The sequence below is a fragment of the Caballeronia sp. dw_276 genome, assembly GCF_018449635.1.
Lineage (GTDB): Bacteria > Pseudomonadota > Gammaproteobacteria > Burkholderiales > Burkholderiaceae > Caballeronia.
Window position 1 is genome coordinate 57,221 of sequence record NZ_JAAVUV010000010.1, and the last position, 25,500, is coordinate 82,720.

Annotated in this window: 23 protein-coding genes; 5 read left to right on the forward strand and 18 right to left on the reverse strand. The window is 59.0% G+C overall.

Features of this window, described 5'->3' with window-relative positions; all coding sequences use genetic code 11:
• Positions 1-22: 22 nt before the first annotated feature.
• The 15 genes from HB633_RS20850 to HB633_RS20920 all read right to left on the reverse strand — a co-directional run bounded on the left by HB633_RS20850 (position 23) and on the right by HB633_RS20920 (position 18,140).
• Positions 23-952 (reverse strand): ParB/RepB/Spo0J family partition protein, encoded by a 930-nt coding sequence (locus tag HB633_RS20850; protein ID WP_213780241.1) that lies wholly within the window; start codon positions 950-952, stop codon positions 23-25.
• Positions 953-989: 37 nt separating this feature from the next.
• On the reverse strand, positions 990-1,760 hold the full coding sequence (locus HB633_RS20855; RefSeq protein WP_213780059.1) for an AAA family ATPase: 771 nt from the start codon (positions 1,758-1,760) through the stop codon (positions 990-992).
• A 62-nt stretch (positions 1,761-1,822) separates the two neighbouring features.
• Entirely contained in the window at positions 1,823-2,503 is a 681-nt protein-coding gene (gene rsmG, locus HB633_RS20860; RefSeq protein WP_213780060.1) for a 16S rRNA (guanine(527)-N(7))-methyltransferase RsmG, read from the reverse strand.
• Positions 2,503-4,467, reverse strand: coding sequence for a tRNA uridine-5-carboxymethylaminomethyl(34) synthesis enzyme MnmG (mnmG, locus tag HB633_RS20865; protein WP_213780061.1), 1,965 nt, complete (start codon positions 4,465-4,467; stop codon positions 2,503-2,505). Before mnmG ends, rsmG begins: the two co-directional genes overlap by 1 nt.
• Positions 4,468-4,617: 150 nt before the next feature.
• Positions 4,618-5,364, reverse strand: a complete 747-nt coding sequence (locus HB633_RS20870) for an ABC transporter ATP-binding protein (protein WP_213780062.1) — start codon at positions 5,362-5,364, stop codon at positions 4,618-4,620.
• Entirely contained in the window at positions 5,364-7,148 is a 1,785-nt protein-coding gene (locus HB633_RS20875; protein WP_213780063.1) for a branched-chain amino acid ABC transporter ATP-binding protein/permease, read from the reverse strand. Before HB633_RS20875 ends, HB633_RS20870 begins: the two co-directional genes overlap by 1 nt.
• A 4-nt stretch (positions 7,149-7,152) precedes the next feature.
• Positions 7,153-8,208: a branched-chain amino acid ABC transporter permease gene (locus tag HB633_RS20880; protein ID WP_213780064.1), complete on the reverse strand. Its 1,056-nt coding sequence runs from the start codon at positions 8,206-8,208 to the stop codon at positions 7,153-7,155.
• 111 nt (positions 8,209-8,319) lie between these two features.
• The gene (locus tag HB633_RS20885) at positions 8,320-9,483 is read right to left on the reverse strand and encodes an ABC transporter substrate-binding protein (protein WP_213780065.1); all 1,164 of its coding nucleotides are present in this window, start codon (positions 9,481-9,483) and stop codon (positions 8,320-8,322) included.
• A 163-nt stretch (positions 9,484-9,646) separates the two neighbouring features.
• Complete coding sequence (locus HB633_RS20890; protein ID WP_213780066.1) at positions 9,647-10,813, reverse strand: ABC transporter substrate-binding protein; 1,167 nt, start codon at positions 10,811-10,813, stop codon at positions 9,647-9,649.
• A gap of 517 nt (positions 10,814-11,330) precedes the next feature.
• Positions 11,331-12,302: a branched-chain amino acid ABC transporter permease gene (locus tag HB633_RS20895; protein WP_213780067.1), complete on the reverse strand. Its 972-nt coding sequence runs from the start codon at positions 12,300-12,302 to the stop codon at positions 11,331-11,333.
• Positions 12,302-13,186 carry a branched-chain amino acid ABC transporter permease gene (locus HB633_RS20900; RefSeq protein ID WP_056356347.1) on the reverse strand — a complete coding sequence of 295 codons (885 nt, stop codon included), beginning with the start codon at positions 13,184-13,186 and terminating at the stop codon, positions 12,302-12,304. The genes HB633_RS20895 and HB633_RS20900 overlap by 1 nt, the downstream gene beginning before the upstream one ends.
• 114 nt (positions 13,187-13,300) lie before the next feature.
• Positions 13,301-14,524 carry an ABC transporter substrate-binding protein gene (locus tag HB633_RS20905; RefSeq protein WP_213780068.1) on the reverse strand — a complete coding sequence of 408 codons (1,224 nt, stop codon included), beginning with the start codon at positions 14,522-14,524 and terminating at the stop codon, positions 13,301-13,303.
• A gap of 53 nt (positions 14,525-14,577) precedes the next feature.
• Positions 14,578-15,339, reverse strand: coding sequence for an ABC transporter ATP-binding protein (locus tag HB633_RS20910; RefSeq protein ID WP_213780069.1), 762 nt, complete (start codon positions 15,337-15,339; stop codon positions 14,578-14,580).
• On the reverse strand, positions 15,336-16,115 hold the full coding sequence (locus HB633_RS20915) for an ABC transporter ATP-binding protein (RefSeq protein ID WP_213780070.1): 780 nt from the start codon (positions 16,113-16,115) through the stop codon (positions 15,336-15,338). Before HB633_RS20915 ends, HB633_RS20910 begins: the two co-directional genes overlap by 4 nt.
• A 345-nt stretch (positions 16,116-16,460) precedes the next feature.
• Positions 16,461-18,140: a GMC family oxidoreductase N-terminal domain-containing protein gene (locus tag HB633_RS20920; RefSeq protein ID WP_213780071.1), complete on the reverse strand. Its 1,680-nt coding sequence runs from the start codon at positions 18,138-18,140 to the stop codon at positions 16,461-16,463.
• A gap of 145 nt (positions 18,141-18,285) precedes the next feature.
• Here HB633_RS20920 and HB633_RS20925 point away from each other — a divergent pair, with 145 nt between their 5' ends.
• Positions 18,286-19,206: a LysR family transcriptional regulator gene (locus HB633_RS20925; RefSeq protein ID WP_213780072.1), complete on the forward strand. Its 921-nt coding sequence runs from the start codon at positions 18,286-18,288 to the stop codon at positions 19,204-19,206.
• A gap of 85 nt (positions 19,207-19,291) precedes the next feature.
• Complete coding sequence (locus tag HB633_RS20930; protein WP_213780073.1) at positions 19,292-19,810, forward strand: class IV adenylate cyclase; 519 nt, start codon at positions 19,292-19,294, stop codon at positions 19,808-19,810.
• Between the two features lie 6 nt (positions 19,811-19,816).
• Here HB633_RS20930 and HB633_RS20935 read toward each other — a convergent pair whose 3' ends face one another.
• Positions 19,817-20,305, reverse strand: coding sequence for an Lrp/AsnC family transcriptional regulator (locus HB633_RS20935; RefSeq protein ID WP_213780074.1), 489 nt, complete (start codon positions 20,303-20,305; stop codon positions 19,817-19,819).
• A gap of 78 nt (positions 20,306-20,383) precedes the next feature.
• Here HB633_RS20935 and HB633_RS20940 point away from each other — a divergent pair, with 78 nt between their 5' ends.
• The 3 genes from HB633_RS20940 to HB633_RS20950 all read left to right on the forward strand — a co-directional run bounded on the left by HB633_RS20940 (position 20,384) and on the right by HB633_RS20950 (position 23,496).
• Positions 20,384-20,689, forward strand: coding sequence for a 4a-hydroxytetrahydrobiopterin dehydratase (locus tag HB633_RS20940; RefSeq protein WP_213780075.1), 306 nt, complete (start codon positions 20,384-20,386; stop codon positions 20,687-20,689).
• A 567-nt stretch (positions 20,690-21,256) separates the two neighbouring features.
• On the forward strand, positions 21,257-21,943 hold the full coding sequence (locus tag HB633_RS20945; protein WP_056356328.1) for a response regulator transcription factor: 687 nt from the start codon (positions 21,257-21,259) through the stop codon (positions 21,941-21,943).
• A gap of 107 nt (positions 21,944-22,050) precedes the next feature.
• Positions 22,051-23,496 carry a sensor histidine kinase gene (locus HB633_RS20950; RefSeq protein ID WP_255581053.1) on the forward strand — a complete coding sequence of 482 codons (1,446 nt, stop codon included), beginning with the start codon at positions 22,051-22,053 and terminating at the stop codon, positions 23,494-23,496.
• Positions 23,497-23,548: 52 nt separating this feature from the next.
• Here HB633_RS20950 and HB633_RS20955 read toward each other — a convergent pair whose 3' ends face one another.
• Together HB633_RS20955 and HB633_RS20960 are read right to left on the reverse strand one after the other, a co-directional pair.
• On the reverse strand, positions 23,549-23,998 hold the full coding sequence (locus tag HB633_RS20955) for an SET domain-containing protein-lysine N-methyltransferase (protein WP_062168475.1): 450 nt from the start codon (positions 23,996-23,998) through the stop codon (positions 23,549-23,551).
• A gap of 222 nt (positions 23,999-24,220) precedes the next feature.
• The gene (locus tag HB633_RS20960; RefSeq protein WP_213780077.1) at positions 24,221-25,333 is read right to left on the reverse strand and encodes an NADH:flavin oxidoreductase/NADH oxidase; all 1,113 of its coding nucleotides are present in this window, start codon (positions 25,331-25,333) and stop codon (positions 24,221-24,223) included.
• Between the last annotated feature and the right edge of the window lie 167 nt (positions 25,334-25,500).

Consider the following 25,500-nt stretch of genomic DNA (forward strand, 5'->3'; position numbering starts at 1 on the left):
CTTCCGCCGGCAAGCTCACGGGTTACGCCTGCGTTGCGGACGCGCTGTCTGTCGCCGGCGCCTTGTCGTTCACGACGCCCGTGCGCAAGCGACCGAGAATACCTTCGAGTGCATCGAGATCGCCGAAATCGATCTGCAGCTTGCCGCGCCCTCGCCCGCCCATTTTGATTTTGACGTTCGCCGACAACAGGTCCGAGAGTTCTTCCTCGAGCCGGCGTGTATCGCGGCCGCCATCGTTGGCAACGCGCGCCTTGACGGCAGGCATCTCTTTTGTCGTCGATGAAACCAGCTTCTCAGTTTCACGCACCGACATGCGCTTGTTCACCACCTGGTTCGCGAGCTGGATCTGCGTGGCGGCATCGACGGCGAGAAGCGCGCGGGCGTGGCCCATGTCCAGGTCGCCGGCGAGCAGCATTGTTTGAACTGGCGTTGCGAGGTTTAGTAAACGCAGCAGGTTCGATACTGCGCTACGTGAGCGCCCGACCGACTCAGCGGCCTGTTCGTGCGTGAAATTGAAGTCATCGAGAAGACGCTGTATGCCTTGCGCCTCTTCCAGCGGGTTCAAATCTTCGCGCTGGATGTTTTCGATCAAGGCCATGGCTGCGGCGGCCTGATCTGGCACGTTTTTCACGAGCACTGGCACTTCTTCTAATCCGGCCAGCTTCGCCGCGCGGAATCGTCTTTCGCCCGCGATGATTTCGTACCGGTCGTCCCCGATGGAACGCACGAGGATTGGCTGCATTACCCCCTGCGAGCGTATGCTCGACGCGAGTTCCTGCAGCGCGCCCTCGTCCATGCGCGTACGCGGCTGATACTTGCCGGCCTGCATGGAATCAAGGCGCAGCACGCTCGGCAGGCCCTCGCTGCGCACGGCTTCGGTAATGTCCGAACTGCCGCCCAGCAGAGCTTCAAGCCCGCGTCCCAGACCTTTCTTCTTCATCGTCGCGTTCATCTTGCTTCCTCGTTCTGCCATCTTGCCAATCCGTCCATTAAAGCGCGCGTACGCGCTCGATCATTTCCGTGCCGAACTGGATGTACGCCTGCGCACCGCGCGATGCCCGGTCGAATACAACGCCCGGCAACCCGTAGCTCGGCGCTTCGGCCAGACGAACATTTCGCGGGATGACAACGTCAAAAAGCTTGTCGCCGAAATGCTGTTTCAGTTGATCCGATACCTGTTGCTGCAACGTGATCCGCGGATCGAACATCACACGCAACAATCCGATGACTTTCAGATCACGATTCAGATTTGCGTGTACCTGTTTGATCGTATTGACCAGGTCCGACAATCCTTCGAGAGCGAAGTATTCGCATTGCATCGGGATGACGACACCGTGCGCCGCGCACAAACCGTTGAGCGTCAGCAACGACAAAGCCGGCGGGCAATCGATCAGGATGAAGTCGTAATCGGCTTCGACATCGGCCAGCGCGTGTCGCAGCACGCGTTCGCGATTTTCGACACCAACCAGCTCCACTTCCGCGCCCGCCAGTTCGCGATTCGCGGGCAAGACATCGTATTTGACGGCATCGGTACGCGTGCGCGCTTCTCGCACCGTGACGCCGTTCACGAGCACTTCGTAGACCGTGTTTTCCACTGCGGCTTTGTCGATTCCGCTCCCCATCGTGGCGTTACCCTGCGGATCGAGATCGATGAGCAAAACCCGCTGATCGAGCGCCGCCAGGCTTGCAGCGAGATTGACCGCAGTGGTCGTCTTTCCAACGCCGCCCTTCTGATTCGCGACGCAGAATATCTTCGCCATTGTGATATGTCCCTTCTTCTCTAACTGGACTTCGGGCTCACTTGAGATGTCGACAACAGTGTTCAATGTTGGGCCGCTCCGATTTCGATTTCGATCAAGTGGCGCTCGGCGTCGAGCATGGGCACGCGCAGGCGTTCAATACAGTGGACTGCGGCATCGGCAGGAAGACGCTCGATCTCGCCATCCGGACGGATGCCCTTCATCGCCCAGATGCGACCGTCGTCGGCCACGAGATGACGCGCAAGTGTAACGAAGTCGGAGAGCTCTGCGAACGCGCGCGACACGATTACATCGAAAAGACCTGAGACTTCGACTCCTGGCCGGAGGTTTTCCACGCGCCCCGTCACCACGGACAAGTTGTTAAGCCCGAGTTGAAGTTTGGCCTGTGATTGGAACGCGGTTTTTTTGTGCACGATGTCGTTCAGCGTGACTTGCCAGTCAGGCAGCACGATCGCCATCACGATACCCGGCAAACCGCCACCTGATCCAACATCCAGCGCCGTCTGCGCGACGCCGCGTTGCGTGATGTACGGAATGATCGCGAGCGAATCCAGAATGTGTTGAATCAACATCTGGCGCGGGTCCCGGATAGCGGTGAGGTTGTACACCGCATTCCATTTGCCGAGCAGCGCCACATAATCCAGTAACTTTTGACGTTGCGCTTCAGTGACGCTGATCGCGAGTTGCTCAATACCTTCGTTCAAAAGTGCGCTGAGTCCGGCTTCGCCGGTGTCTCGCTTCATCACGACGCGGAGCGGGCATCGCTCCGCCCTGCCCGGTTGTTTCCCGTGGAATCGTCTCGGCGCCCGAACGTGCGCTTCAAATGAACCATCAGTAAAGAGATAGTCGCGGGTGTGATTCCGGAGATGCGCGATGCCTGCCCGATCGTTTCCGGCCGATGCTGAATCAACTTCTGACGCGCCTCGAACGAAAGTCCACGCACCTCGGCGTAGTCAAATCCTTCTGGAAGACGCGTGTTTTCATGCGACCCGTTGCGCTCGATCTCGCCCGCTTGGCGATCGATGTAGCCTTGGTACTTCACCGCGATCTCAATTTGCTCTTCGATCTGACCCAGCAGGATCGGATCTTCGGCCAACGGCGTTTCCGGCCCTGAGGTGTTCCCACGCAGCGAACACACGTCGGCATACGAAACACCCGGACGACGTAGCAACTCCGCAAGGCTGTACTCGTGATCGATGGCTTTGCCCAGCAAGGCTGTGGCTTCGTCAATCGGCAGTGTTTTTGGCGTGACCCACGTTGTCTTCAGGCGCTGTGTTTCACGTGAAACAGCATCGCGCTTGGCATTGAAGACGTTCCAGCGGCGGTCATCGACAACACCAAGTGTCCGGCCAATCTCGGTCAGGCGCATATCAGCGTTGTCTTCGCGCAGCGAAAGGCGATATTCCGCACGGCTGGTGAACATCCGATATGGCTCAGACACGCCTTGCGTGACAAGGTCATCGACCAAGACACCGAGGTAGGCCTCGTCACGGCGTGGGCACCACGCGTCCCGCCCACTAACCTGCAGCGCGGCATTGATGCCCGCCAACAAGCCCTGTGCGCCCGCTTCTTCGTAACCTGTGGTGCCGTTGATCTGGCCGGCGAAGAACAAACCGCCTATCACCTTGGTTTCCAGCGACGCCTTTAATCCACGCGGATCAAAGTAGTCGTATTCAATCGCGTAACCCGGACGCAGAATGTGCGCGTGCTCAAGGCCTTTCATCGAACGGACGAGTTCCAGTTGGATATCGAAAGGCAAACTGGTCGAGATGCCATTCGGATAGAACTCGTTCGTTGTCAACCCTTCCGGTTCGAGGAAGATTTGATGCGAATCCTTCGATGCAAACCGATGGATCTTGTCCTCAATCGACGGGCAGTACCGCGGGCCAACGCCTTCGATCACGCCGGTGTACATCGGCGAACGGTCCAACCCTGAGCGAATGATGTCGTGCGTCCGCTCATTGGTATGTGTTACCCAGCAAGGCACTTGGCGTGGGTGTTGTTCTACGCGGCCGAGAAATGAGAACACCGGGACTGGATCAAGATCGCCCGGTTGTTCTTCGAGCTTGGAATAATCGATGGTCCGGCCGTCAATACGCGGCGGCGTCCCCGTTTTCAACCGTCCTTGGGGCAGCTTGAGTTCCTTCAATCGTGCCGACAACGACACAGCAGCCGGGTCGCCTGCCCGTCCGCCAGTGTAGTTGTTCAGTCCCACGTGAATCTTTCCATCGAGGAATGTACCGGCCGTCAATACCACCGCTTTCGCCCGGAACTTCACCCCAACCTGAGTCACGGCACCAACAACGCGATCACCTTCGACCATCAAGTCTTCCACCGCTTGCTGAAACAGCCACAAATTAGGCTGATTCTCAAGCCGATGCCGGATCGCTTGCTTATACAGCACCCGATCTGCCTGAGCACGCGTCGCGCGGACTGCCGGGCCTTTGGACGAGTTCAGGATCCGAAACTGAATGCCCGCCTCATCAGTCGCAGCGGCCATTGCGCCGCCAAGCGCATCGATTTCCTTGACCAAATGGCCCTTGCCAATCCCACCAATCGACGGATTGCAGCTCATCTGGCCGAGCGTTTCGATGTTATGAGTAAGCAAAAGCGTGCTCGCGCCCATGCGGGCTGAGGCCAAAGCCGCTTCAGTTCCAGCGTGACCGCCGCCAACGACGATCACATCGAATTCAGTTGGATAAAGCATGGATTCCCGCGCGAGGTGGCGGACCTTCGAAAGAGATATCGAAGAATTATACCGGTTAGCTTTTGTCTCGATTCGGCCCTAAACGATGTAGGCAAAAAAATGGCGTGTTTCACGTGAAACACGCCGCTTCCAACTGGCAAAAAACGACAGCTACGCCACCTTCTTCGTCAGGCCAAGGTAGGTCTCGACGACTTTTGGATCGTGCGCTAATGCCGTTGCCGCTCCTTCCATCGCGAACTCACCGGTTTCGAGCACGTATCCGTAGTCCGAGATTTGAAGAGCCGCGCGCGCGTTTTGCTCGATAAGCAACGTCGCGACGCCGGTCTGACGAAGCGCACTGATGATGTGGAAAATCTCCTTCACGATCAACGGCGCCAGGCCAAGGCTCGGTTCATCGAGCATGAGCAAGTCGGGTTTTCCCATCAAAGCACGGCCGACTGCCAACATTTGCCGCTCGCCGCCAGACAAGGTTCCCGCCGCCTGCTTGCGTCTCTCCTTCAGGCGTGGAAATAAATCGAATACGTGATCGAGCTGGTCGAGAAAATTGCGCTCGCCCGCCCGCTTCCGCCGGTAAGCTCCTAGCACCAAATTGTCCTCAACCGTCATGCTGGCGAAGAGTTCGCGCTTCTCAGGGACGAGGCACATTCCACGTGAAACACGCTTTTCGATGGGAAGCGTTGAAACATCCTCATCGCGATACCGAATCATGCCGTTGGCATAACCCGTTGATGGCAACGCACCCATGATCGCGTTGAGCAATGTCGACTTGCCGGCGCCATTTGGCCCGATCACCGATACGATCTGCCCGGCACCGACCGTCAGTTTTCCGTCGTGCAGTGCTTCGACTTTGCCGTATCGGACGGAGAGCCCTTTTACTTCAAGAATTGCATCGGCCATCAATCCACCCCGCCCAAGTAAGCTTCCAACACTGCTGGATCCTTCTGTACGTCCTGCGGCAAACCTTCCGCGATTCGCGTGCCGAACTCCATCACAACAAGCCGATCCGTGAGGTTCATCACGAAATCCATGTCGTGCTCAACAAGCAGAATGCTCATGCCCTCGCCTTTCAAGCGCCGCAGGAGTTCGGCGAGCTGCTGCTTCTCTTGATAGCGCAAACCAGCAGCGGGTTCATCGAGCAATAGCAAATTCGGATCGCAGCACAACGCACGTGCGATTTCGAGAATCCGTTGCTGACCGAGCGCCAAGCTGCCGGCTTCATCGTAGAGATGCTTTTCCAGCCCGACTCGTTTGATTTGCTTCGCTGCTTCGCCCATCAGCCGGGCCTCTTCCGCTGCGTTCAGTCGAACCACGCTACGCCACACGCCCGTCTTGCCGCGCAAATGCGCACCAATCGCGACGTTCTCCAACACCGTCATACCCGATAGCAATCTCACGTGCTGGAACGTCCGCCCGATACCCCGTTTGACGATTTCACGTGAAGTCAGTGTATCGATGCGCTCGCCCTGGAACGTGATCGATCCGCTCGTGGCTTGCAGCACGCCGGTCACAAGATTGAATGTCGTGGATTTCCCCGCGCCGTTCGGCCCGATCAGGCCAATGATCTCGCCTGCCTTCACCTGAAAACTGACATCGTTGACGGCAACTAGGCCGCCGAACTGCTTGCGGGCTTTATCGACGATAAGCAACGGCTCGCCCGCCACCGGCCTTGCGCGCTGGGGCAATGCATCGGCATGATCGGGAACGCGGGCGCGCGGACCGCTCGGAAACAGCCGCGCCACAAATGGCCAGACGCCTTGCCGCGCATATTGCAGCAACAGGACCATCAGCACGCCGAAGACGATGATTTCAAAGTTCCCGTTCGATCCCAGCAACTTCGGTAGCAGCGTCTGCAAATAGTCTTGCAGAACGGTGAGGATAGTCGCGCCCAGAACCGCACCCCAGACGTGCGATACGCCGCCCACGACTGCCATGAACAGGAACTCGATGCCGTGGTTCAAGCCGAACGGCGTCGGGTTCACCGCGCGCTGCAAATGTGCATAGAGGAAGCCCGAAATGGCCGCGAGCACGGCGGCGTAGACGAAGATCACCACGCGCATCCACGCGGTATTCACGCCCATGGCTTCGGCCATTGTGCCGCCGCCGCGCAACGCCCTGATTGCCCGACCCGGACGGCTGTTGAGCAGGTTCTGAACGGAGATAACCGCCAGCAGCACCACAACCCAGATTAGGTAATAGATCGAGCGGCCCGACTCCAGATGCCAGCCGAAAAGATTGAGGATGGGAATGCCGTTGATGCCGTCGTACTTGCCGAGGAATTCGAGATTCCCGAACAGGAAGAACAACGACAAACCCCACGCAATGGTCCCAAGTGGCAGGAAGTGCCCGGACAGCCGCATGGTCACCATGCCGAGCAGCAATGCGATCAACGCGGTCAACACGACGCCCACGATCAACGCCAGCCACGGCGAGACACCGAACTGCGTGGTGAGATACGCAGTCGAGTACGCGCCTACGCCAACAAACGCCGCCTGCCCGAAGCTCGTCATCCCGCCAATGCCCGTCAGCAACACGAGCCCGATAGCAACGATCGAATACAAGCCGATGTAGTTCAGCAGCGTGATCCAGTACTCAGGCATGCGAACCGGCTGCGGCAGTACAGGCAACGCAAATACCAGCACCAGGAACACGACGAACACTTTTTTATGCATCAGGAATTTCATCGCGTCACTCCTCTTCTTCATCCGAATGCGGGCTTGCGAGACTCCGCCACAACAGCACCGGAATGATCAGCGTGAACACGATCACCTCTTTATAAGCGCTCGCCCAGAACGACGAATACGATTCCAGCAATCCAACCAGCAGCGACCCGGCTGCCGCGAGCGGATAACTCACCAGCCCGCCCACGATTGCACCCACGAACCCCTTCAGGCCGATGAGAAACCCCGAGTCGTAATAGATGGTCGTAATGGGCGCAACGAGGATGCCGCAAAGCGCGCCCAGGCCGGCCGCGAGCGTGAAGGCAAGCCTTCCAGCCTGGGTCGTGCCGATGCCCACCAGGCGGGCGCCAAGGCGGTTCACGGAGGTTGCGCGCAGCGCCTTGCCGGAGATGGTTTTATCGAAGTAAAAGTACAGCGCGACGATCAGCACGAATGCCGTGCCGACTACCCAGACGCTCTGCCCGGAGACGGAAACGCTGCCGAGATTGAAGGTGGCATCGGAAAAAGCGGTCGTGCGCGAACCTTCCGCGCCGAACATGACGAGGCCCAGGCCGACCATCGCGAAATGCACGGCGACCGCCACGATCAACAGCAACAACGTGCTGGCTTCGGCGATCGGCTCATAGGCCAGCCGATACACAAACGGTCCCATCGGAATCACGATCAGCAAGGTCAACACGATTTGCGCCAACATGGGCAAGGGCTGGGCCGCGACGCTTCGCGTGAGCGCATACACGGCGATCGGAAACAACAAGTACTTGCCCGCGAGAATCGCAAGCGTGCGCGCGATCCGCCTGTGCCGGGAAGGATGCCGCGCAATACCCGCGATCTCCGCGACGAAGCACCCCACGCCCACTGCGATAAGCAACCAGCACGTGGCCGGCAGCTTCTGCGTTTGCAATGCCGCGAGCGTCAACGCGCCGTACGCGACGAACTCGCCTTGCGGGATGAAGATGACACGCGTCACCGAAAACACCAGGACCAGCGCGAGCGCGAGCAACGCGTAGATTGCGCCCGTGGTGATGCCGTCTTGCGCGAGGATCGCCGCAATCGATAAGTCCATACTTCCTCTTTGAGAACATTCTTAAATCAGGCCACCGGGTCGACCCATTGAACCGTAAAAACTCCGGAACGCTAACGCGCCAAATTACCGGCGCGCAAGCCCTCGACGGCGTCAGTCGTTCTGCACTTTCCACTTGCCATCGACGATCTGCACCATCACGCGCGCGCGATTGTCGAGGCCGTTGTGATCGGCAGGCGTGGTGTTCATCACGCCATGCGCGAGCGGCAAATCCTTGAGGTTTTCCAGCGCATTGCGCAACGCCACCCGGAACGCCTCGGTGCCCGGCTGAGCGGTCTTGAGCGCTTCGCCGATAGCCCGTTGCAGCATCTGCCCGGCGTCCCACGCATGACCGCCAAACGTCGATACCGACCCCACGCCATAGGCCTTTTCATAAGCCGCCTTGTACGCAAGCGCGGACTTCTTCACGGGGTTGCTATCGGGCAACTGATCAGCCACGAGAATCGGCCCGGCGGGCAGCAGTTCGCCATCGCAATCCTTGCCGCACACACGCAGGAAGTCGTTGTTCGCCACGCCATGCGTCTGATAAACCTTGCCCTTGTAGCCGCGCTCTTTCAGCGCTTTCGCCGGCAACGCCGACGGCGTTCCCGCACCCGCGATCAGGACCGCGTCGGGATTCGCGCTGAGCGTCTTGAGCACCTGTCCCGTGACAGAAGTATCGGTACGGGCGAAGCGCTCGTTCGCGACGATCTTCAATTTATGCGCGGCCGCAGCCGTGTTGAACACGCTGTACCAGCCGTCGCCATAAGCATCCGCGAAGCCGATGAAACCCACCGTCTTCACCCCGTGCTTTTCCATATAGTCGGCGATGGCATCGGCCATCAGGCTATCGTTTTGCGGCGTCTTGAATGCCCATGTGCGCTTGGCGTCCATCGGCGAAATGATCGCAGCCGATGCCGCCATTGAGATCATCGGCGTCTTGCTCTGGCTCGCGGGATCGAGCATGGCGAGCGAGTTCGGCGTGACTGTCGAACCGACGATCGCATCGACATGATCTTCATCGATCAGCTTGCGCGTGTTCTGCACGGCACGGCTGGTATCCGATCCATCATCGAGAATGATGTACTCCACCGACTTGCCGCCAATCTCCTTCGGCCACAACGCGACGGTATTTTTCTCCGGAATTCCGAGCGATGCCGCCGGCCCCGTCGCCGATAACGTCACGCCGATCTTCACCTGCGCGACGGCCGCGTTTGCGCCCAACGCGAACGCAACACTGAGCGCCGCGCTCGTGAGCTGACCTTTGAACTTTTTCATTGCATCGTCTCCAGACGCTATGCCGTCGCGCACGCCTTGTGCGTCCTGGCGAGTTGTTATCAATCGTTGAGCGATCTTTGACTAACCGCCGCTCAATCCACAAAAAAAGGCGCGTTCGAAGCAACGCGCCTTTAATCGGTTCTTATGGTCGTGTTGGCTACCGTCAGTCTTTGACGAGCTTCCACTGACCACCCACGATCTCGACCATCACGCGCGCGCGTTGATCGAGTCCCGAGTGATCCGCTGCGCTCATGTTGAAGATACCGTGCGATCCGGCCAGGTCCTTCGTGCTTTCGATTGCCGCGCGCAATGCTTCACGGAAGGCTTGCGAACCCGGCCGCCCCGCTTTCAACGCGATAGGAATAGCCCGCTGCAACAACAGGCCGGCGTCCCACGCGTGACCGCCGAACGTGGATACAGACCCCGCGCCATTAGCGCCTTCATACGCTTGCTTATAAGTCAGCGCGGACTTCTTCACGGGGTTCGAATCAGGCAATTGCGATGCAACCAGCAAAGGCCCGGCAGGCAGGAACGTGCCTTCGCAATCCTTGCCGCACACACGCAGGAAATCATTGTTCGCCACGCCGTGCGTCTGATAAATCTTGCCCTTGTAGCCCCGCTCTTTCAGCGTCTTTTGCGGCAATGCGGCCGGCGTACCCGCGCCCGCAATCAACACCGCATCCGGGTTCTGCGACATCGCCTTCAGGACCTGTCCTGTCACCGATGCGTCGTTGCGAGCAAACCGTTCATTCGCCACGACCTTGATCTTCGCGAGATCAGCGGCCTTCGTGAATTCCTTGAACCAGCTTTCGCCATAAGCGTCGCTAAAACCAATGAACGCGACGGACTTCACGCCGTGATTCGACATATGCGTGGCAATCGCGGTCGCCATCAGGATGTCGTTTTGCGGCGTCTTGAATACCCATGCGCGCTTGGCGTCCATGGGTTCCACGATGGTCGCGGCAGCCGCCATCGAGATCATCGGCGTACTCGTTTCCGATGCCACGTCGATCATGGCGAGCGAATTAGGGACTACGGTAGAGCCAATCAATGCGTCGACGTGATCTTCACTCGTCAGCTTGCGTGCGTTCTTTACGGCTTGCGTGGAATCCGTCGCGTCGTCCAGCACGATGTACTGCATTTTCTGTCCGGCAATCTCTTTCGGCAGTAATGCGATGGTGTTCTTTTCCGGAATTCCCAGCGATGCAGCCGGGCCGGTTGCGGACAGCGTCACCCCGATTTTTACGTCTGCGAAAGCTTGCGTGCTAATAGCTGCGGATGCGCTCGCGGCGAATAACGCCGTCGAGATCCAGCGTAAAGCCAACTTCATTGATACACCCCGTAATATGTTTGTTCACAGCCCGCGATTTTACGGTTTTTATATCCCGACCACGCGGTCGGTTATTGCGAGTGTATCGGACTGAGGCCCCATGGAGCAAGGGTTTTGAAGGGTATGAAGCTGGCAAACGTGTGCTCTTCCGCGCAATAGAAAATGCGCGGGAAAACCCGAATGAAATCCAATAAATAAATGGGGAAACCGAGAATGGACTACAAGCGGAAGGTAAGTCGATATAAACGCGAAGCACAAATAAAAAGCGCTGTTGGAATCATCCAACAGCGCTTTCGGTCGGGCACTTGATGCCTCGTTGTCTCCTCGTTCTCCACCTCAAAAATTCGGGTGCTGCAGAACTGAAACGGATATTAGATTGCGCAACGAATACCGACAACCTAGCATTTACCCTAGTGGTGCACAAAAGCACCTTAATTGGGCGTCAATCGATCCAGGCCCAGTTTAATCGCGAGAAAACCTAAGGGTTAGTTCGGATCACCAACTAATGTCCATCGCTCTATCCGCGCAGTGGACGAACTCTTGCGATTATCTCGCCCACAATTCCACGCCTGAAGAGCAGCACACACGCTATAAATATCAGCCCGGTCACGATCGTCACCGACTCGCCAAGTGAGTTGAACCAGTCGATGCCGGTAAGCCGCGTCAAACCACTGCCGATATCGCCGAGACGATTTTCAAGCGCCACGATAATGAACGCGCCGAGTAACGGCCCGAACATCGTGCTCATACCGCCGACGAGCGTCATTAACACCACGAGACCCGACATGGTCCAATAGGCATCGCCGAGGGTTTCGAAACCGAGTATCAGCGTTTGCAGCGCGCCGGCCAGCCCGGCGAGCCCCGCCGACAACACGAACGCCAGCAACTTGAAGCGCGACGTGTCATAACCCAGCGAGATTGCGCGCGGTTCGTTCTCCTTGATCGCAATCAGCACCTGCCCGAACGGCGAATGCACGATCCGCACGATAAACCCGAACGCCAGCACCATCACAACCAGCACGATGTAATAGAGCGTCAGGTCGGAGCTGAGGCTGATCGCGCCGAACAGCTTGCCGCGCGGCACGCCTTGAAGGCCGTCTTCACCATGCGTGAACGGCGCCTGCAGGAACACGAAGTAGACCATCTGCGCGAGGGCGAGCGTGACCATCGCGAAGTAGATGCCTTGGCGGCGGATCGCAAACAGGCCCACGATCAAACCCAGCAACGTCGCAACCGCCGTCCCCGCAATCACGCCGAGTTCCGGCGTGAAGCCAAGCGTCTGGATGGCGTAACCCGCCGTATAACCTGCGCTCGCGAGGAACATCGCGTGGCCGAACGAGAGCAAGCCCGTATAGCCGATCAACAAGTTGAACGCCGCCGCGAACAACGCGAAGCACAGCACCTTCATCATGAAGACGGGATAAACGCCCAGGAACGGCGCCGCGATCAGGCCGGCAAGCAATACGCCGTAGAGTACTTTTCTCAACATCATTTTTCCTTGCCGAAAAGTCCCGCCGGGCGCACGAGCAGCACCAGCGCCATGATGACGAAGACGACCGTCGCGGACGCTTCCGGATAGAACACGCGCGTGAGGCCCTCGATCACGCCGAGGCCGAGGCCGGTGAGTATCGACCCCATGATGGAACCCATCCCGCCGATAACCACGACCGCGAAAACGGTAATGATCATCGACTGGCCCATCAGCGGCGAGACTTGGATCACGGGCGCGGCAAGCACGCCGGCGAACGCGGCGAGCGCGACGCCGAAACCGTAGGTGAGCGTCACCATCAAGGGCACGTTGACGCCGAACGCTTCGACCATCTTCGGGTTCTCGGTGCCCGCGCGCAAATAAGCACCCAGCCGCGTTTTCTCGATGACGAACCATGTCGCAAAACACACGACGAGCGATGCAACCACGACCCACGCGCGATAGTTCGGCAGATACATGAACCCAAGGTTCGTCGCGCCCGCGAGCAATGAAGGGACGTCGTAGGGCTGCCCCGATGATCCGTACACCGAACGAAACACGCCTTCAATCACCAGCGTCAGGCCGAACGTGAGCAAAAGACCGTAGAGATGGTCGAGCTTGTAGAGCCAGCGCAGCATCGTGCGCTCAATCACGATACCGAATACGCCGACTATCACCGGCGCGAGCACGAGCATCGCCCAGTACGGCACATTGAAATAGGAGAAGCCCATCCAGGTGAGCATTGCACCCAGCATGAACAACGCGCCGTGCGCAAAGTTGATCACGTTGAGCAGGCCGAAGATCACCGCGAGGCCCAGACTCAGGATGGCGTAGAAGGAACCGTTCACCAGTCCGAGCAGCAACTGGCTCATCATCGCCGCGAGCGGAATGCCAAAAATTTCCATTGAACCTGCCGTCAAAGGTGTCTCGACGCATGCCGCCCCGCAGGACACCATGCGTCGATCGATCATGCGGATTCACGCCATACGCAAATCCGCAAAGCGGTCATTGCCGCCCGCTTATTTCCACAACGCGCAGCGCGATTCAGCTTTGGTCGCGAACGCCTGGTCACCCGGAATGGTCGCGGTGATCTTGTAGTAATCCCACGGTTCCTTCGATTCCGACGGCTTCTTCACTTCCATCAAATACATGTCGTGAATCATGCTGCCATCGGCGCGGATATAGCCATTTTGCGTGTAGAAGTCGTTGATCTTCGCTTTGTGCAACTGATCCATGACTTTGTCGCTATCCGTCGATCCCGCCGCCTGTACCGCCTTCAGGTACGTGGTCACCGCCGAGTAGTCCGCGGCATGAAGGCTCGTCGGCATCTTCTTCATCTTCGCGAAGTAGCGTTGCGCCCATTTGCGCGTCTCTGCGTCCTTGTTCCAGTACCAGCTATCGGTTGCCACCAGACCTTGCGTGGTTTCGAGACCCAGGCTGTGGATGTCGGTCAGGAAAATCAGCAGCGCAGCGATCTTCATCTGCTTGGTGATGCCGAATTCCTTCGCGGCCTTGATCGAGTTGATGGTGTCGCCGCCAGCGTTGGCCAGGCCCAGCACCTGCGCCTTCGATCCCTGCGCCTGCAACAGGAACGAAGAGAAGTCCGACGCCGACAACGGATGACGCACCGTGCCCAGCACTTGGCCGCCATTCGCCTTCACAACGTCGGACGTGTTCTTTTCCAGCGCCTTGCCAAATGCATAATCCGCTGTGAGGAAGTACCACGTCTTGCCGCCCTGCTTGGTCACGGCCGAGCCGGTGCCCTTCGCGAGCGCCATGGTGTCGTACGCGTAGTGAACCGTGTACGGCGTGCATTGTTCGTTCGTGAGGTTATCGGCGCCTGCACCAATGTTGATGTACGGAATCTTCTTCTCGCCGGCGACCTGGTTAGTCGATAACGCCGTCGCCGAATTCGTCCCGCCGATAATCACGTTCACGCCATCGCGATCGATCCATTCGCGCGCGCGCGACGCTGCAATGTCCGCCTTGTTCTGGTGATCCGCATAGACCAGTTCGATGGGCTTGCCGTTCACCTTGCCGCCAAAATCCGCGATCGCCATGCGGATCGACTCGAGACCGCCCTGCCCGTCGATGTCCGCATAAAGGCCCGAAAGGTCCGTGATATAGCCGATCTTCACCGTGTCGCCAGGTGCTGCCTGAGCGTTGCCCGCCATGAGCGACGCCGTAGCTGCTGCAACGGCCATGCAAATGCCCGAGAGGCGCGAGAGGGTCTTCTTCTTCATTACAGTCTCCGTTGAGTTGTTTTTCTTGCTGCTGGCCGCGTGCTGAACCCGGGTCATACCCCGAGCAGTTCGTGCAGCACCGGCATTTTCGTTTCGAGTTCCCCGGCATTGAAGTGCTCGACAATCTTCCCGTGCTCCATGACATAGAAGCGATCGGCGAGCGGCGCCGCGAAGCGAAAATTCTGTTCGACCATCACGATCGTATAACCCCGTCCCTTGAGCATCAGGATCATTCGCGCAAGCGTCTGCACGATCACCGGCGCGAGCCCTTCCGAAATCTCATCGAGCAAAAGCAGGTTTGCACCCGTGCGCAGGATGCGCGCGACGGCAAGCATTTGCTGTTCGCCACCGGAAAGCCGCGTGCCTTGGCTATGACGGCGCTCCTTGAGATTGGGGAACATCGAATAAATCTCTTCGATGGACATTGCTTCCTTCGGATTCCCGACGACCGGGGGAAGCATCAGGTTTTCTTCGCACGACAAGCTCGAGAAAATGCCGCGTTCTTCCGGGCAATAACCCACGCCGTAATGCGCGATCTTGTGCGTCGACATGCCGACTGTTTCATGCCCGCCGATCCGAATCGATCCCGTGCGCCGTCCAGTCAGGCCCATGATCGCGCGCAATGTGGTTGTGCGGCCCGCGCCGTTGCGCCCGAGCAGTGTGACGACTTCGCCGCGGTTCACCTTCAAATCCACGCCGTGCAGAATATGCGACTCGCCGTACCACGCCTGCGCGCCGACGAGTTCAAGCGCGGGTTCCCCCGCCGATGCATCGCGCGACTGTTGCGCGCGCCGTTCTTCCACGATCGTGCTCATGCGTGCGCTCCGGCAAGGGCGGCATCGGCGCTGCCCATGTAGGCTTCCATCACGAGCGCATTCTTCGATACCTCCGAGTAGCTGCCCTCGGCCAGCACTTCGCCGCGTTGCAGGACCGTGATAGTGTCCGAGATCCCGGCGATCACGTTCATGTTGTGCTCGACCATCAAGATGGTGCGTCCCACCGATACTTTTTTGATCAGCGCCGTCACGCGGTCCACGTCTTCGTGACCCATGCCTTGCGTGGGTTCATCGAGGAGCATGAGTTCGGGTTCCATCGAAAGCGTGGTGGCTATTTCCAGCGCGCGCTTGCGGCCGTAGGAAAGCTCGACCGTGGTGGTATCGGCGAAATCGGTCAGGCCGACTTGCGTGAGCAGGTCCATGGCGCGGTCGTTGAGTTCGTTGAGCACGCGCTCGCTTTTCCAGAACTTGAACGATGTCCCAAGCGATCGCTGCAAACCGATACGCACGTTCTGCATGACCGTCAGATGCGGAAATACAGCAGAAATCTGAAACGACCGGATCACGCCACGGCGTGCAATCTGTGCAGGACGTTCACGCGTGATGTCGGCACCATTGAATACGATCTGGCCCGCAGTCGGTTCGAGAAATTTGGTGAGCAGGTTGAAGCACGTGGTTTTGCCGGCGCCGTTGGGGCCAATCAATGCATGGATCGAACCCCGGCGCACACGCAGGTTCACATCGTTCACGGCGGTGAAGCCTTTGAATTCTTTTGTCAGGCCGCGGGTTTCCAGAATCGTGTCGCCGAGAATCATGTCCCCTTCCGTGCTTGGTTTGAGCCTCTTCAGTCCGGCCTTTGTTTCAGCCTCAACAGAGCGCGCTTTTGGCGCATGCCATTGGTGCTCGCTTTCGTTCGCGCGGGTGCTTTAACCTGGATAAGTGCTGCAGTGCTGGCGTTGTGCCGGCTCGCATCCGCTGCACTTTTTGCGTGCCGCACAACGCTCGTGCAGACGTGCGGCGCATCAAAGACGTCGGGGGTATTGTCGCGCCAATGATGCAGCGCAATCATCGGGATTTGCACTTAGTTTGGCGCTTTGTTTTTTCAGCAGGGCCGGTCAATCGTTCCGTCAATGCGCGTTACTGAACATTGGAGGCCGCATTCAAGCAACGCTCGAGGCCAGCGTGCGGACTTGCGATCCCAGGAACCGGCGGTCCGCACGAATCATTTCGCTGGCCCTTTCGGCGATCATCAATGTAGGCGAATTGGTATTGCCCGACGTAATGGTCGGCATGACGGACGCATCGACCACGCGCAAGCCTTCGACGCCAATGACACGCAAACGGCTATCGACAACCGCGGCGGGATCGTTGTCTGTTCCCATCCGGCATGTGCCTACCGGATGAAAAATGGTCGTGCCGATTTTTCCCGCAGCCGCGGCCAGCTCGGCATCGGTTTGAAACGATGCGCCCGGCAAGATCTCCTCCGGTGAATACTTTGCGAGCGCGGGCGCAGTCGCAATGCGCCGCGTCAACCGCAAAGCGTTGATGGCGACCTCGCGATCGCGATCTGTCGATAAATAATTGGGTGCGATCAACGGCGCAACTTTCGCATCGGGCGAAGCAATATGAACGCTGCCGCGCGATGTAGGCCGCAGCGGGCACACCGAAGCCGTGAACGCATTGAACGCATGCAAGGGCTCGCCGAACCGGTCCAGCGATAAAGGCTGCACGTGATACTCCACGTCGGGCCGGGTGATGGTTGGATCGTCGGGATTGGATTTGGCGAACGCACCGAGTTGCGACGGCGCCATGGACATGGGTCCGCTGCGCATCACCGCGTACTGCAGGCCGATCCACGCCTTGCCCCACCATTTCGCCGAAAGCGTGTTCAACGTGCGCACGCCGCGAACTTTGTAAGCCATCCTAAGCTGCAGATGATCCTGCAGATTTTCGCCGACGCCGCGCAGATCCTGAACGACATCGATACCCAATTTCTGCAACCGCGCGCCATTGCCGATGCCGGACAGCTCCAGCAATTGCGGCGAGTTCACCGCGCCCGCGCTGACAATCACTTCGAAGCGCGCCTTCGCGAGATAGTCGGTATCGCCGCCGCGATATTCCACGCCAACGCAGCGTTTGCCTTCCATCACCAGACGCTGGGTATGCGCGCCCGTGATGATGGTGAGATTGGGACGCTTCATCGCGGGCCGCAAGAATGCCTTCGATGCATTCCAGCGAATGCCGCTGCGCTGGTTGACATCGAAATAGCCTACGCCGGTGTTGTCGCCGCGATTGAAGTCATCGGTGGCGGGAAGGCCTGTTTGCTGCGCGGCTTGCGCGAAGGTTTCCAGTACTTTCCACTTGAGGCGCTGTTTTTCGACCCGCCACTCGCCACCCGATCCGTGCCATTCGTTTGCGCCACCGTGATGGTCTTCGCTGCGCTTGAACACGGGCAGCACCGAATCCCACGACCAGTCGCGATCGCCGGTGATCGCCGCCCAGTCGTCGTAATCCTCGCGCTGGCCGCGCATGTAGATCATGCCGTTGATCGATGAACATCCGCCCAGCACGCGGCCGCGCGGATAGGAAAGCGAGCGGCCATCGAGTCCGGCTTCTGCCTGTGTCTTGTACAGCCAGTCCGTGCGCGGATTGCCGATGCAATACAAATAACCGACCGGCACGTGGATCCAGTGGTAGTTGTCGCGGCCTCCCGCTTCGAGCAGAAGGACGTTTATATCGGCGTCTTCGGTCAGGCGGTTGGCGAGCACGCAACCTGCCGTCCCCGCACCCACGATGATGTAGTCGAATTCGCCCTCGAGCTTACGTGCATCCTGTTTCATCTGCGTCTCCTGCGCGGCTCGCCTTGGGGCCGTCGATCAGATTCAAAGTTCTTTTGGAGCTTGTTTTCCACACCCTACTGCGCTCGCAGTGCAGCAATCCAATCAGATATCTTCAATACCTTTATAAGCCGCGCTAATATCAGGCATGGACCTGACTCTGCTTCGCGCCTTTGTGACCGTCGCCCGTGAGGGGAATCTCACGCGGGCGGCCGCGCTGTTACATGTATCGCAACCTGCGGTCAGCTTGCAGATCAAGAATCTGCAGGAAGCGCTGGGCGTGACCGTGTTCGTGCGGACTTCACATGGATTAGTCCTCACCCGCGACGGAGAAACGCTCCTGCCGCACGCCGAGCGCGCACTGAATGCCGCCGGCGAGGTACGGCGCGTCGCCGCCGCGTTGCGCCATGAGATCGGCGGCCGGCTGACTATTGGTACGATTCTCGATCCCGAATTCTTGCGGCTAGGCGGTTTCCTGCGCGCGTTGGTGGAGACGTATCCTCGGATTGAAACGGCGCTCAGGCACGGCATGTCGGGCTGGGTGCTGGAACGCCTGAAGGCGCGCGATCTTGATGTGGGGTTTTACATCGGCGATCCGGCAATCGATGAACCCCGCGACGCCACGCGGTTTCACGTCGTGCAACTGAAGCCCTATTTGTATCGTGTTCTCGCGCCGGCCGGCTGGAAAGACCGCGTGAACCGCACAACGCATCCAAAGACCGGCGCGCCCGACTGGGCCGCGCTTGCCCGTCTGCCGTGGATCTGGACGCCGGCGGAATCGGCGCATAACCGTTTGCTGACCCGTCTCTTCGATGCCCACGGCGTCCAGCCCATGAAAGTCGCCGAAGTCGACCAGGAGCCCTCCATGCTCGACCTCGTCAAATCGGGCGTGGGACTGACGTTGGTCCGGGATTCGATTGCACTCGCTGAGGCGCATGCGCATGCGCTGACTATTGTGGAAGGCGTCACGGTGCCGACGCAGTTGTCGTTCATCGTGTTGGCGGAACGCCGCGAGGAGCAGGGCATTGCCGCGGCGTTACGTCTGATCGAAGACCAGTGGGCGACGTAACCGCGAAGATCAATCGCTCGGCCGCCAAACTTTGTTAGTCTGAGGCTCGCGCTTCTCGCGCCCACGTGAACAGGAATACGCAAACATGGCACGAAACATTGAAATCAAGGCTCGCGCGCATCAGTTCGACCAGCTTCTGACGCGCGCGGCTGCGCTCGCGACGGAGCCGCCGTTGATCTATCGCCAGCAAGATTTTTTCTACGATGTGCCAAACGGCCGCCTCAAATTGCGTCAATTCGATGACAACACGCCCGCCGAACTGATTTTCTATCAGCGCGATGACCGCGATGGCCCGAAGGTTTCCTATTACTCGCGCAGTCCGGTGACGAATCCCGAGGCCATGCACGCGCTGCTTGCGCAGGCGCTGAACACGCGCGGAATCGTGAACAAGGAACGGCATGTCTATAACGTCGGGCGCACGCGCATTCACCTGGATCGCGTGGATGGACTCGGCGATTTCATCGAGCTGGAAGTTCTGCTCGGTCAGGACGACGACGAAGCAAGCGGCGAAAAGGAAGCAGAGGAATTGTTCGCGAAGCTGGGGGTATCGAGCGCGGATCTGGTGCCGGTTGCGTACGTTGATTTGCTTAGCGAACCGGCTTGATTGCGCTCATTCAAGGTCTTTCACCGCGAGATGTCCGAGCGGCAAGGGTCCATTGCGCTTGAACGTGGTCAGCACGATGTTCGACCGCACGCTGTCCACGCCCGGCACGCGCATCAGTTTCTTCATCACGAACGTGGACAGCGCATTCAGATCGGGCGCGACGATGCGCAGCAGATAATCGGCGTCGCCCACGGTTGCATGACATTCGAGCACCTCGGGTAAGGTTTCGATCTGCTGCTGAAACTGGTCGATGACCGTATCCCCGTGATGCTTCAGCTTGAGGCTCGTGAACGCGGTCACGCCGAGCCCGAGCTTTTCCGGCCGCAGCACCACGCGATATCCATCGATCACGCCGGTCGCTTCCAGCCGCTGCAGCCGCCGCCCGATCTGCGACGGCGACAGCGGCACTTCCTCACCGAGTTGCTGATGCGTGGCGCGGCCAAAGCGCTGCAGGACGTCGAGCAGCGCGAGATCGAAGTGATCGAGGTCGATCATGGCAAAAACCTGCGTTCGTCTGAAAGGACGCAGCTTACCGCGCCAGGGCGCATATAACCGGCAACCAGAGACCACCAGATGATCGAAAAACTCACATCGGACGAACTGAAGGCGCTTCTGGCTGAACTGCCCGGCTGGAAAACCGACGCCTCGGGAACATCCATTCAGGGCAGCTTCAAATTCGCCGACTTCAACGAAGCATTCGGCTTCATGACCCGTGTTGCCATCAAGGCGCAGGAGATGGACCACCATCCTGAATGGTCGAACGTCTATAGCAAGGTCGAAATAACGCTGTCCACGCACGAGGCAAAAGGCCTGACATCACGTGACGCGACGCTGGCGAGGTTCATCAGTTCAATCGCGGAAAACTCGGGCAGCGCATAAGACGGCACATAAATCGAATTATTTGCGACAAATCCATAACCTGCGTATTACAAACAATGACATTCAAAATCCGCAATATTGAGCCGTAAAAAGCGCTCCGCTCGCTGATTCGAAAGGGAAAAAGAAGCCACTTGCAAGCCTTTGCTAACCGAGCCTTTCATTCGGAAAGTTGGAGCATAATCAATACGTAAGCTTTCGAAGCGATGCCGCGACTTCGAAAGCTTCACTTCGTTGGCAGCACAGAGCGACCCTGTACAATCTCCACGCATACGGTTTTGGCAAGTGAATTTGGCTTTTGGAAGAGGTCCGACCGGGCGCTTTGGAAAGCATGAAAGCGCGCCAAAACCCAAGGCGGCTTATCCGACGCAAATGGGAAACTGGCGAGTGTCGAGCCGCAATTAACCCGCTGCAAGGCAATTTGCAATGCAGCATTTGGCGTAATAAGAAAGGATTGCTGAACTGCCCCGGACGGCGCCGCCGTTTGCAACAAAGGCATCAAAAGCGAATTCCGGCTGGCGGCTGCAGCGTGCAATCGAGCCTAACCCATATCGTATAAGAGCGACTTCCATGCGAATCCTTCTGATTGAAGATGACCGCCCTATCGCACGCGGCATTCAAAGCAGTCTCGAACAAGCCGGTTTTACCGTCGATATGGTTCACGACGGCATTTTCGCCGAGCAAGCACTTACCCAAAATCGTCACGAGCTGGTGATTCTCGATCTCGGCTTGCCGGGTATCGACGGAATGACGTTGTTATCGCGCTTCCGCCAGGGCAATCGTCACACGCCAGTGATCATCCTGACCGCGCGCGACGAGCTGCATGACCGCGTGCAAGGCCTGAACAGCGGCGCTGACGACTACATGCTCAAGCCGTTCGAACCCGCCGAACTCGAAGCGCGTATTCGCGCCGTGATGCGCCGTAGCGGCCCGCACGGCGATGTGCCGCGTCCGGAAGTATCGCTGGGTGGTCTGCGTTTGTCGGGCGTGGATCGCCGCATTTTCAACGACGAAAAGCCGCTCGAACTGTCGCCGCGCGAATTCGCCGTGCTGGAAATGCTGTTGCTGCGCCATGGCCGCGTGGTCAGCAAGGCCCAGTTGCAGGATCACCTGACGCATTTCGGCGGTGATCTTGGAGACACCGCCATCGAAGTCTACGTGCACCGGGTTCGCAAAAAGCTCGAAAACTGCCGCGTGGAAATCGTGACGGTGCGTGGTTTCGGCTATTTGCTGCAGGAAATCCGGCCGGCCGCGTAAGCGGATTGTCCGAGGCCCAACAGCCAGACGAGTAAAGACTCAGCATCTTGCGATTCCCTCCCCGGCGCACCGCCGACGAACGTTTCGACCGCGCCGACTGGCTGCATCTGGCGCAGTCGAAAACCACGTCCTCGAGCCAGCCGCCAAGCCTGCGGCGCTCGCTGCTGCGCCGCCTTGCCGCGCCGCTGTCCCTGCTCGCGCTGATGAGCGGCCTGATGGCGTACTGGCTCGCGTGGCAGTACACGCAACACGTGGTCGATCGTTCGTTGGCGGATCTCGCCACGGCTATCTCGAAGCAAATCCAGCTTGCCGGCGTCGATGCCCCTTTGACGGTGCCGCCGCTCGCCCGCGCAATGTTCTCCGATCCCGTGGAGCAGTTGATCTACCGGATCAGCGACGGCGAAAACGAAATCGCCGGCGAAACCGATCTGCCGCTGACCGGCACGAACGTGCGCCGGATCCACTACGCATACGTCTTCGAGACGACCTATCAGGGCACGAGCGTGCGCGCGGCGCAGGTGCGCGTCGACCAGCCACACGGCAATCCGATCGTGGTTGAGGTCGCGCAACGCGTAGGCTCGCGTTACCGCATAGCCGTCGAATTCATGGTCGCGATCATGATGCCGCTGCTGCTCTTGCTGCTGGCTGGCTGGGTGATCGTCTGGCGGGTGGTGAACCAGCAGCTCAACCCGTTGACCGATCTCGCCGATACCCTCAACCGGCAGACGCATACATCGCTGGAACCGGTCGATGAATCGTTCGTACCCATCGAAATCCGGCCGCTGACGAGCGCCATGAACGGCTTGCTCGATCGTCTGAAGACGGCGCTGGACGCACAACGCAAATTTATCGCCGATGCCGCCCATCAACTGCGTACGCCTTTGACCGCCGTGAAGCTGCACGCTGAGCAAGCCGCGATCGCGAAGGACCCGGCCAAGGTGCTGGAAGCAGTGAAGGAGCTGCGGGCATCAGCGGATCGCGCTGTCCGGTTATCGAATCAATTGCTTTCGTTGGCGCGCGCCGAGCCGGGCGAACAGGCCGCGCGTTTCACCGACTTCGACTACGCCGCGCTCGCATTCGAAACCGGCGCCGAATGGGTGCCGCGCGCGTTGACCGCGCATGTCGATTTGGGCTTCCAGCGTCTTGACGACCCCGAAAACGAACATCCGCTGACCGTGCGCGGCAATCTGGTGCTGGTACGCGAGGTGATCGCCAACCTGATCGATAACGCGTTGAAATACGTGCCCACGTCTCGTGCGGAAGGTGCGCGCGTGACGGTCACGGTGACGCAAACCATCGATGAAAAAGGCCGGAAGGTCGGGGAAATCGTGGTGGAAGACAATGGCCCGGGCGTGCCGGTGGAACAGCAGCCGGATCTTTTCAAGCGCTTTTTTCGCGGCGATGGACACGGCGTGGAAGGGGGCGCCGGACTCGGCCTCGCGATCGTCCACGACATCATGGTCCTGCACGACGGCAGCGTGCATTACGAAAACGCGCCCGCGCCGGAAGGCGGTGCGCGGTTTATCGTGCGGATGCCTTTGAAGCCGGCATAAAAAAATGCCACGGCGAACAAGGCCGTGGCATTTTCGTCTCAGCGCGGAAATCTTACTTCTTCAACGCCAGCATTGTCCCGCGGCACTTCTTGGCACCGCAGCGGCATTCGTATTCCTTCTTCAGCTTCTTCGTGATGCGACCATCGATGACGAGACCGTAGTCGTAGTACAGCTCTTCATCTTCCTTGATCGCACGCAGCGCGTGGATGAACACGCGCCCTTCCTTCTCTTCAGCTTCGCAGTTCGGCGCGCACGAGTGGTTGATGTAGCGTGCGCTATTGCCGTCCACCTTGCCGTCGATCACCTTGCCGTTTTCGAGCGCGAAATAGAACGTATGGTTCGGCTCGTCCGGGTTGTGCGGATGACGGCGCAACGCCTCTTTCCACGAAATGCGTTCGCCCTTGTATTCGATAATCAGCTCGCCCTTGGCAAGTGGCGCAGCGGCGAACACGCCCTTGCCATGTATGCCTGAACGGCGGACAACGACCCTCCGTGAACTCATCGACTGGATCCTTTAAAACGAATCGGTTTGGCTTAGCAGACGCTTGAACTTCGCCCCGCCCCGGCTTCACGCGAACGGTGACACACCGGAACGTGGATTAAAAAAACGCGGCGGCCTGAATGCGAGGCGCCGCGTTGCTTTCCTTGCATGGTTGAACGCATGCAGGTGAACACCGGCATCGTACACGCTAGGCGCGCACGAGTTCAACCGCTCCATAATTTCTTACCGCTGTCCGAACGAGATATCGCCGAACAGCGCCTTCTGGTCACGCGGCTGCGAACGCCAGTATTGCGGCGGCGCTTCAACGGTCGCACCAAGCTGCGCGGCCGCATGCCACGGCCAGCGCGGATTGTAGAGCAGCCCGCGAGCAAGCGCGACCAGATCCGCCTGACCCGACTCGATGATCTCTTCGGCATGCTGCGGATCGGTGATCAAACCGACGCCCATGGTGTTCACGCCAGTTGCTTCTTTGATGGCCTTGGCAAACGGTAATTGATAACCCGGCGACAGCGGAATCTTCTGCAACGGCGATACGCCGCCCGACGATACGTCGATCCAGTCCACGTTGTGCTTCTGCAATTCCTTCACGAACGCGATGGTCTGCTCCAGATCCCAGCCGCCCTCCACCCAGTCCGATGCCGATACACGCAAGCCCACGGGTTTATCGGCAGGGAACGCGGCGCGCACGGCGTCGAATACTTCGAGTGGGAAACGCATGCGGTTCTCGAGTGAACCACCGTATTTGTCGGTTCGATGATTCGAGAGCGGCGACAGGAACTGATGTAACAGGTAGCCGTGCGCGGCATGTACTTCGAGCCCATCGAGGCCCAGACGCGCGGCGCGCTTCGCCGTTGCCACGAAAGCGTCACGAATGCGGATGAGGCCGGCGGCGTCGAGTGCGAGCGGCGGCGTCTCGCCTTCGTTGTGCGGAATCGCCGATGGCGCCGATGGCAACCAGCCTCCCTCCGATACCGGGATCAACTGGCCGCCGTCCCACGGCGCCGCGCTGGATGCCTTGCGGCCCGCGTGGCCGAGTTGCATCGTGATGGCGATGTGCGAGTGCTTGCGAATGGCATCGATAACCGGTTTCAGCGCTGCTTCGGTTACGTCATCCCAGAGGCCGAGATCGCCCGGGGTGATGCGGCCATCGGGTTCGACAGCGGTTGCTTCCAGGCACAACATGCCCGCACCCGATAGCGCCAGACTGCCGAGGTGGATCATGTGCCATGCGGTTGCCTCACCACGCTCAGCGGAGTACTGGCACATGGGAGACACAACGATGCGGTTCGGAAGCGTCACGCTCCGCAACGTGAATGGTGAAAACAATGCACTCATGGGAGGGATCCGAAGGTGGGATTGAAGGCGTTTTAGAATAGCACTTCGGTTTTTTCCATGCACAAGGGGGGGGCGCTGGCGCTTGGGGTTTGGTTGGTGGTGGTCGGGGTGTTTGCCGGGTTGCTGCTTTTTAGGCTTTCGCGCGTTCTGTCTTATCTGTTCTTTTT

Bases quoted from the DNA above. Each gene is read 5' to 3' on its own strand.
- HB633_RS20850 (WP_213780241.1), bottom strand. From the start codon at position 952: ATGAACGCGACGATGAAGAAGAAAGGTCTGGGACGCGGGCTTGAAGCT.
- HB633_RS20855 (WP_213780059.1), bottom strand. From the start codon at position 1,760: ATGGCGAAGATATTCTGCGTCGCGAATCAGAAGGGCGGCGTTGGAAAG.
- rsmG (WP_213780060.1), bottom strand. From the start codon at position 2,503: ATGAAGCGAGACACCGGCGAAGCCGGACTCAGCGCACTTTTGAACGAA.
- mnmG (WP_213780061.1), bottom strand. From the start codon at position 4,467: ATGCTTTATCCAACTGAATTCGATGTGATCGTCGTTGGCGGCGGTCAC.
- HB633_RS20870 (WP_213780062.1), bottom strand. From the start codon at position 5,364: ATGGCCGATGCAATTCTTGAAGTAAAAGGGCTCTCCGTCCGATACGGC.
- HB633_RS20875 (WP_213780063.1), bottom strand. From the start codon at position 7,148: ATGAAATTCCTGATGCATAAAAAAGTGTTCGTCGTGTTCCTGGTGCTG.
- HB633_RS20880 (WP_213780064.1), bottom strand. From the start codon at position 8,208: ATGGACTTATCGATTGCGGCGATCCTCGCGCAAGACGGCATCACCACG.
- HB633_RS20885 (WP_213780065.1), bottom strand. From the start codon at position 9,483: ATGAAAAAGTTCAAAGGTCAGCTCACGAGCGCGGCGCTCAGTGTTGCG.
- HB633_RS20890 (WP_213780066.1), bottom strand. From the start codon at position 10,813: ATGAAGTTGGCTTTACGCTGGATCTCGACGGCGTTATTCGCCGCGAGC.
- HB633_RS20895 (WP_213780067.1), bottom strand. From the start codon at position 12,302: ATGTTGAGAAAAGTACTCTACGGCGTATTGCTTGCCGGCCTGATCGCG.
- HB633_RS20900 (WP_056356347.1), bottom strand. From the start codon at position 13,186: ATGGAAATTTTTGGCATTCCGCTCGCGGCGATGATGAGCCAGTTGCTG.
- HB633_RS20905 (WP_213780068.1), bottom strand. From the start codon at position 14,524: ATGAAGAAGAAGACCCTCTCGCGCCTCTCGGGCATTTGCATGGCCGTT.
- HB633_RS20910 (WP_213780069.1), bottom strand. From the start codon at position 15,339: ATGAGCACGATCGTGGAAGAACGGCGCGCGCAACAGTCGCGCGATGCA.
- HB633_RS20915 (WP_213780070.1), bottom strand. From the start codon at position 16,115: ATGATTCTCGGCGACACGATTCTGGAAACCCGCGGCCTGACAAAAGAA.
- HB633_RS20920 (WP_213780071.1), bottom strand. From the start codon at position 18,140: ATGAAACAGGATGCACGTAAGCTCGAGGGCGAATTCGACTACATCATC.
- HB633_RS20925 (WP_213780072.1), top strand. From the start codon at position 18,286: ATGGACCTGACTCTGCTTCGCGCCTTTGTGACCGTCGCCCGTGAGGGG.
- HB633_RS20930 (WP_213780073.1), top strand. From the start codon at position 19,292: ATGGCACGAAACATTGAAATCAAGGCTCGCGCGCATCAGTTCGACCAG.
- HB633_RS20935 (WP_213780074.1), bottom strand. From the start codon at position 20,305: ATGATCGACCTCGATCACTTCGATCTCGCGCTGCTCGACGTCCTGCAG.
- HB633_RS20940 (WP_213780075.1), top strand. From the start codon at position 20,384: ATGATCGAAAAACTCACATCGGACGAACTGAAGGCGCTTCTGGCTGAA.
- HB633_RS20945 (WP_056356328.1), top strand. From the start codon at position 21,257: ATGCGAATCCTTCTGATTGAAGATGACCGCCCTATCGCACGCGGCATT.
- HB633_RS20955 (WP_062168475.1), bottom strand. From the start codon at position 23,998: ATGAGTTCACGGAGGGTCGTTGTCCGCCGTTCAGGCATACATGGCAAG.
- HB633_RS20960 (WP_213780077.1), bottom strand. From the start codon at position 25,333: ATGAGTGCATTGTTTTCACCATTCACGTTGCGGAGCGTGACGCTTCCG.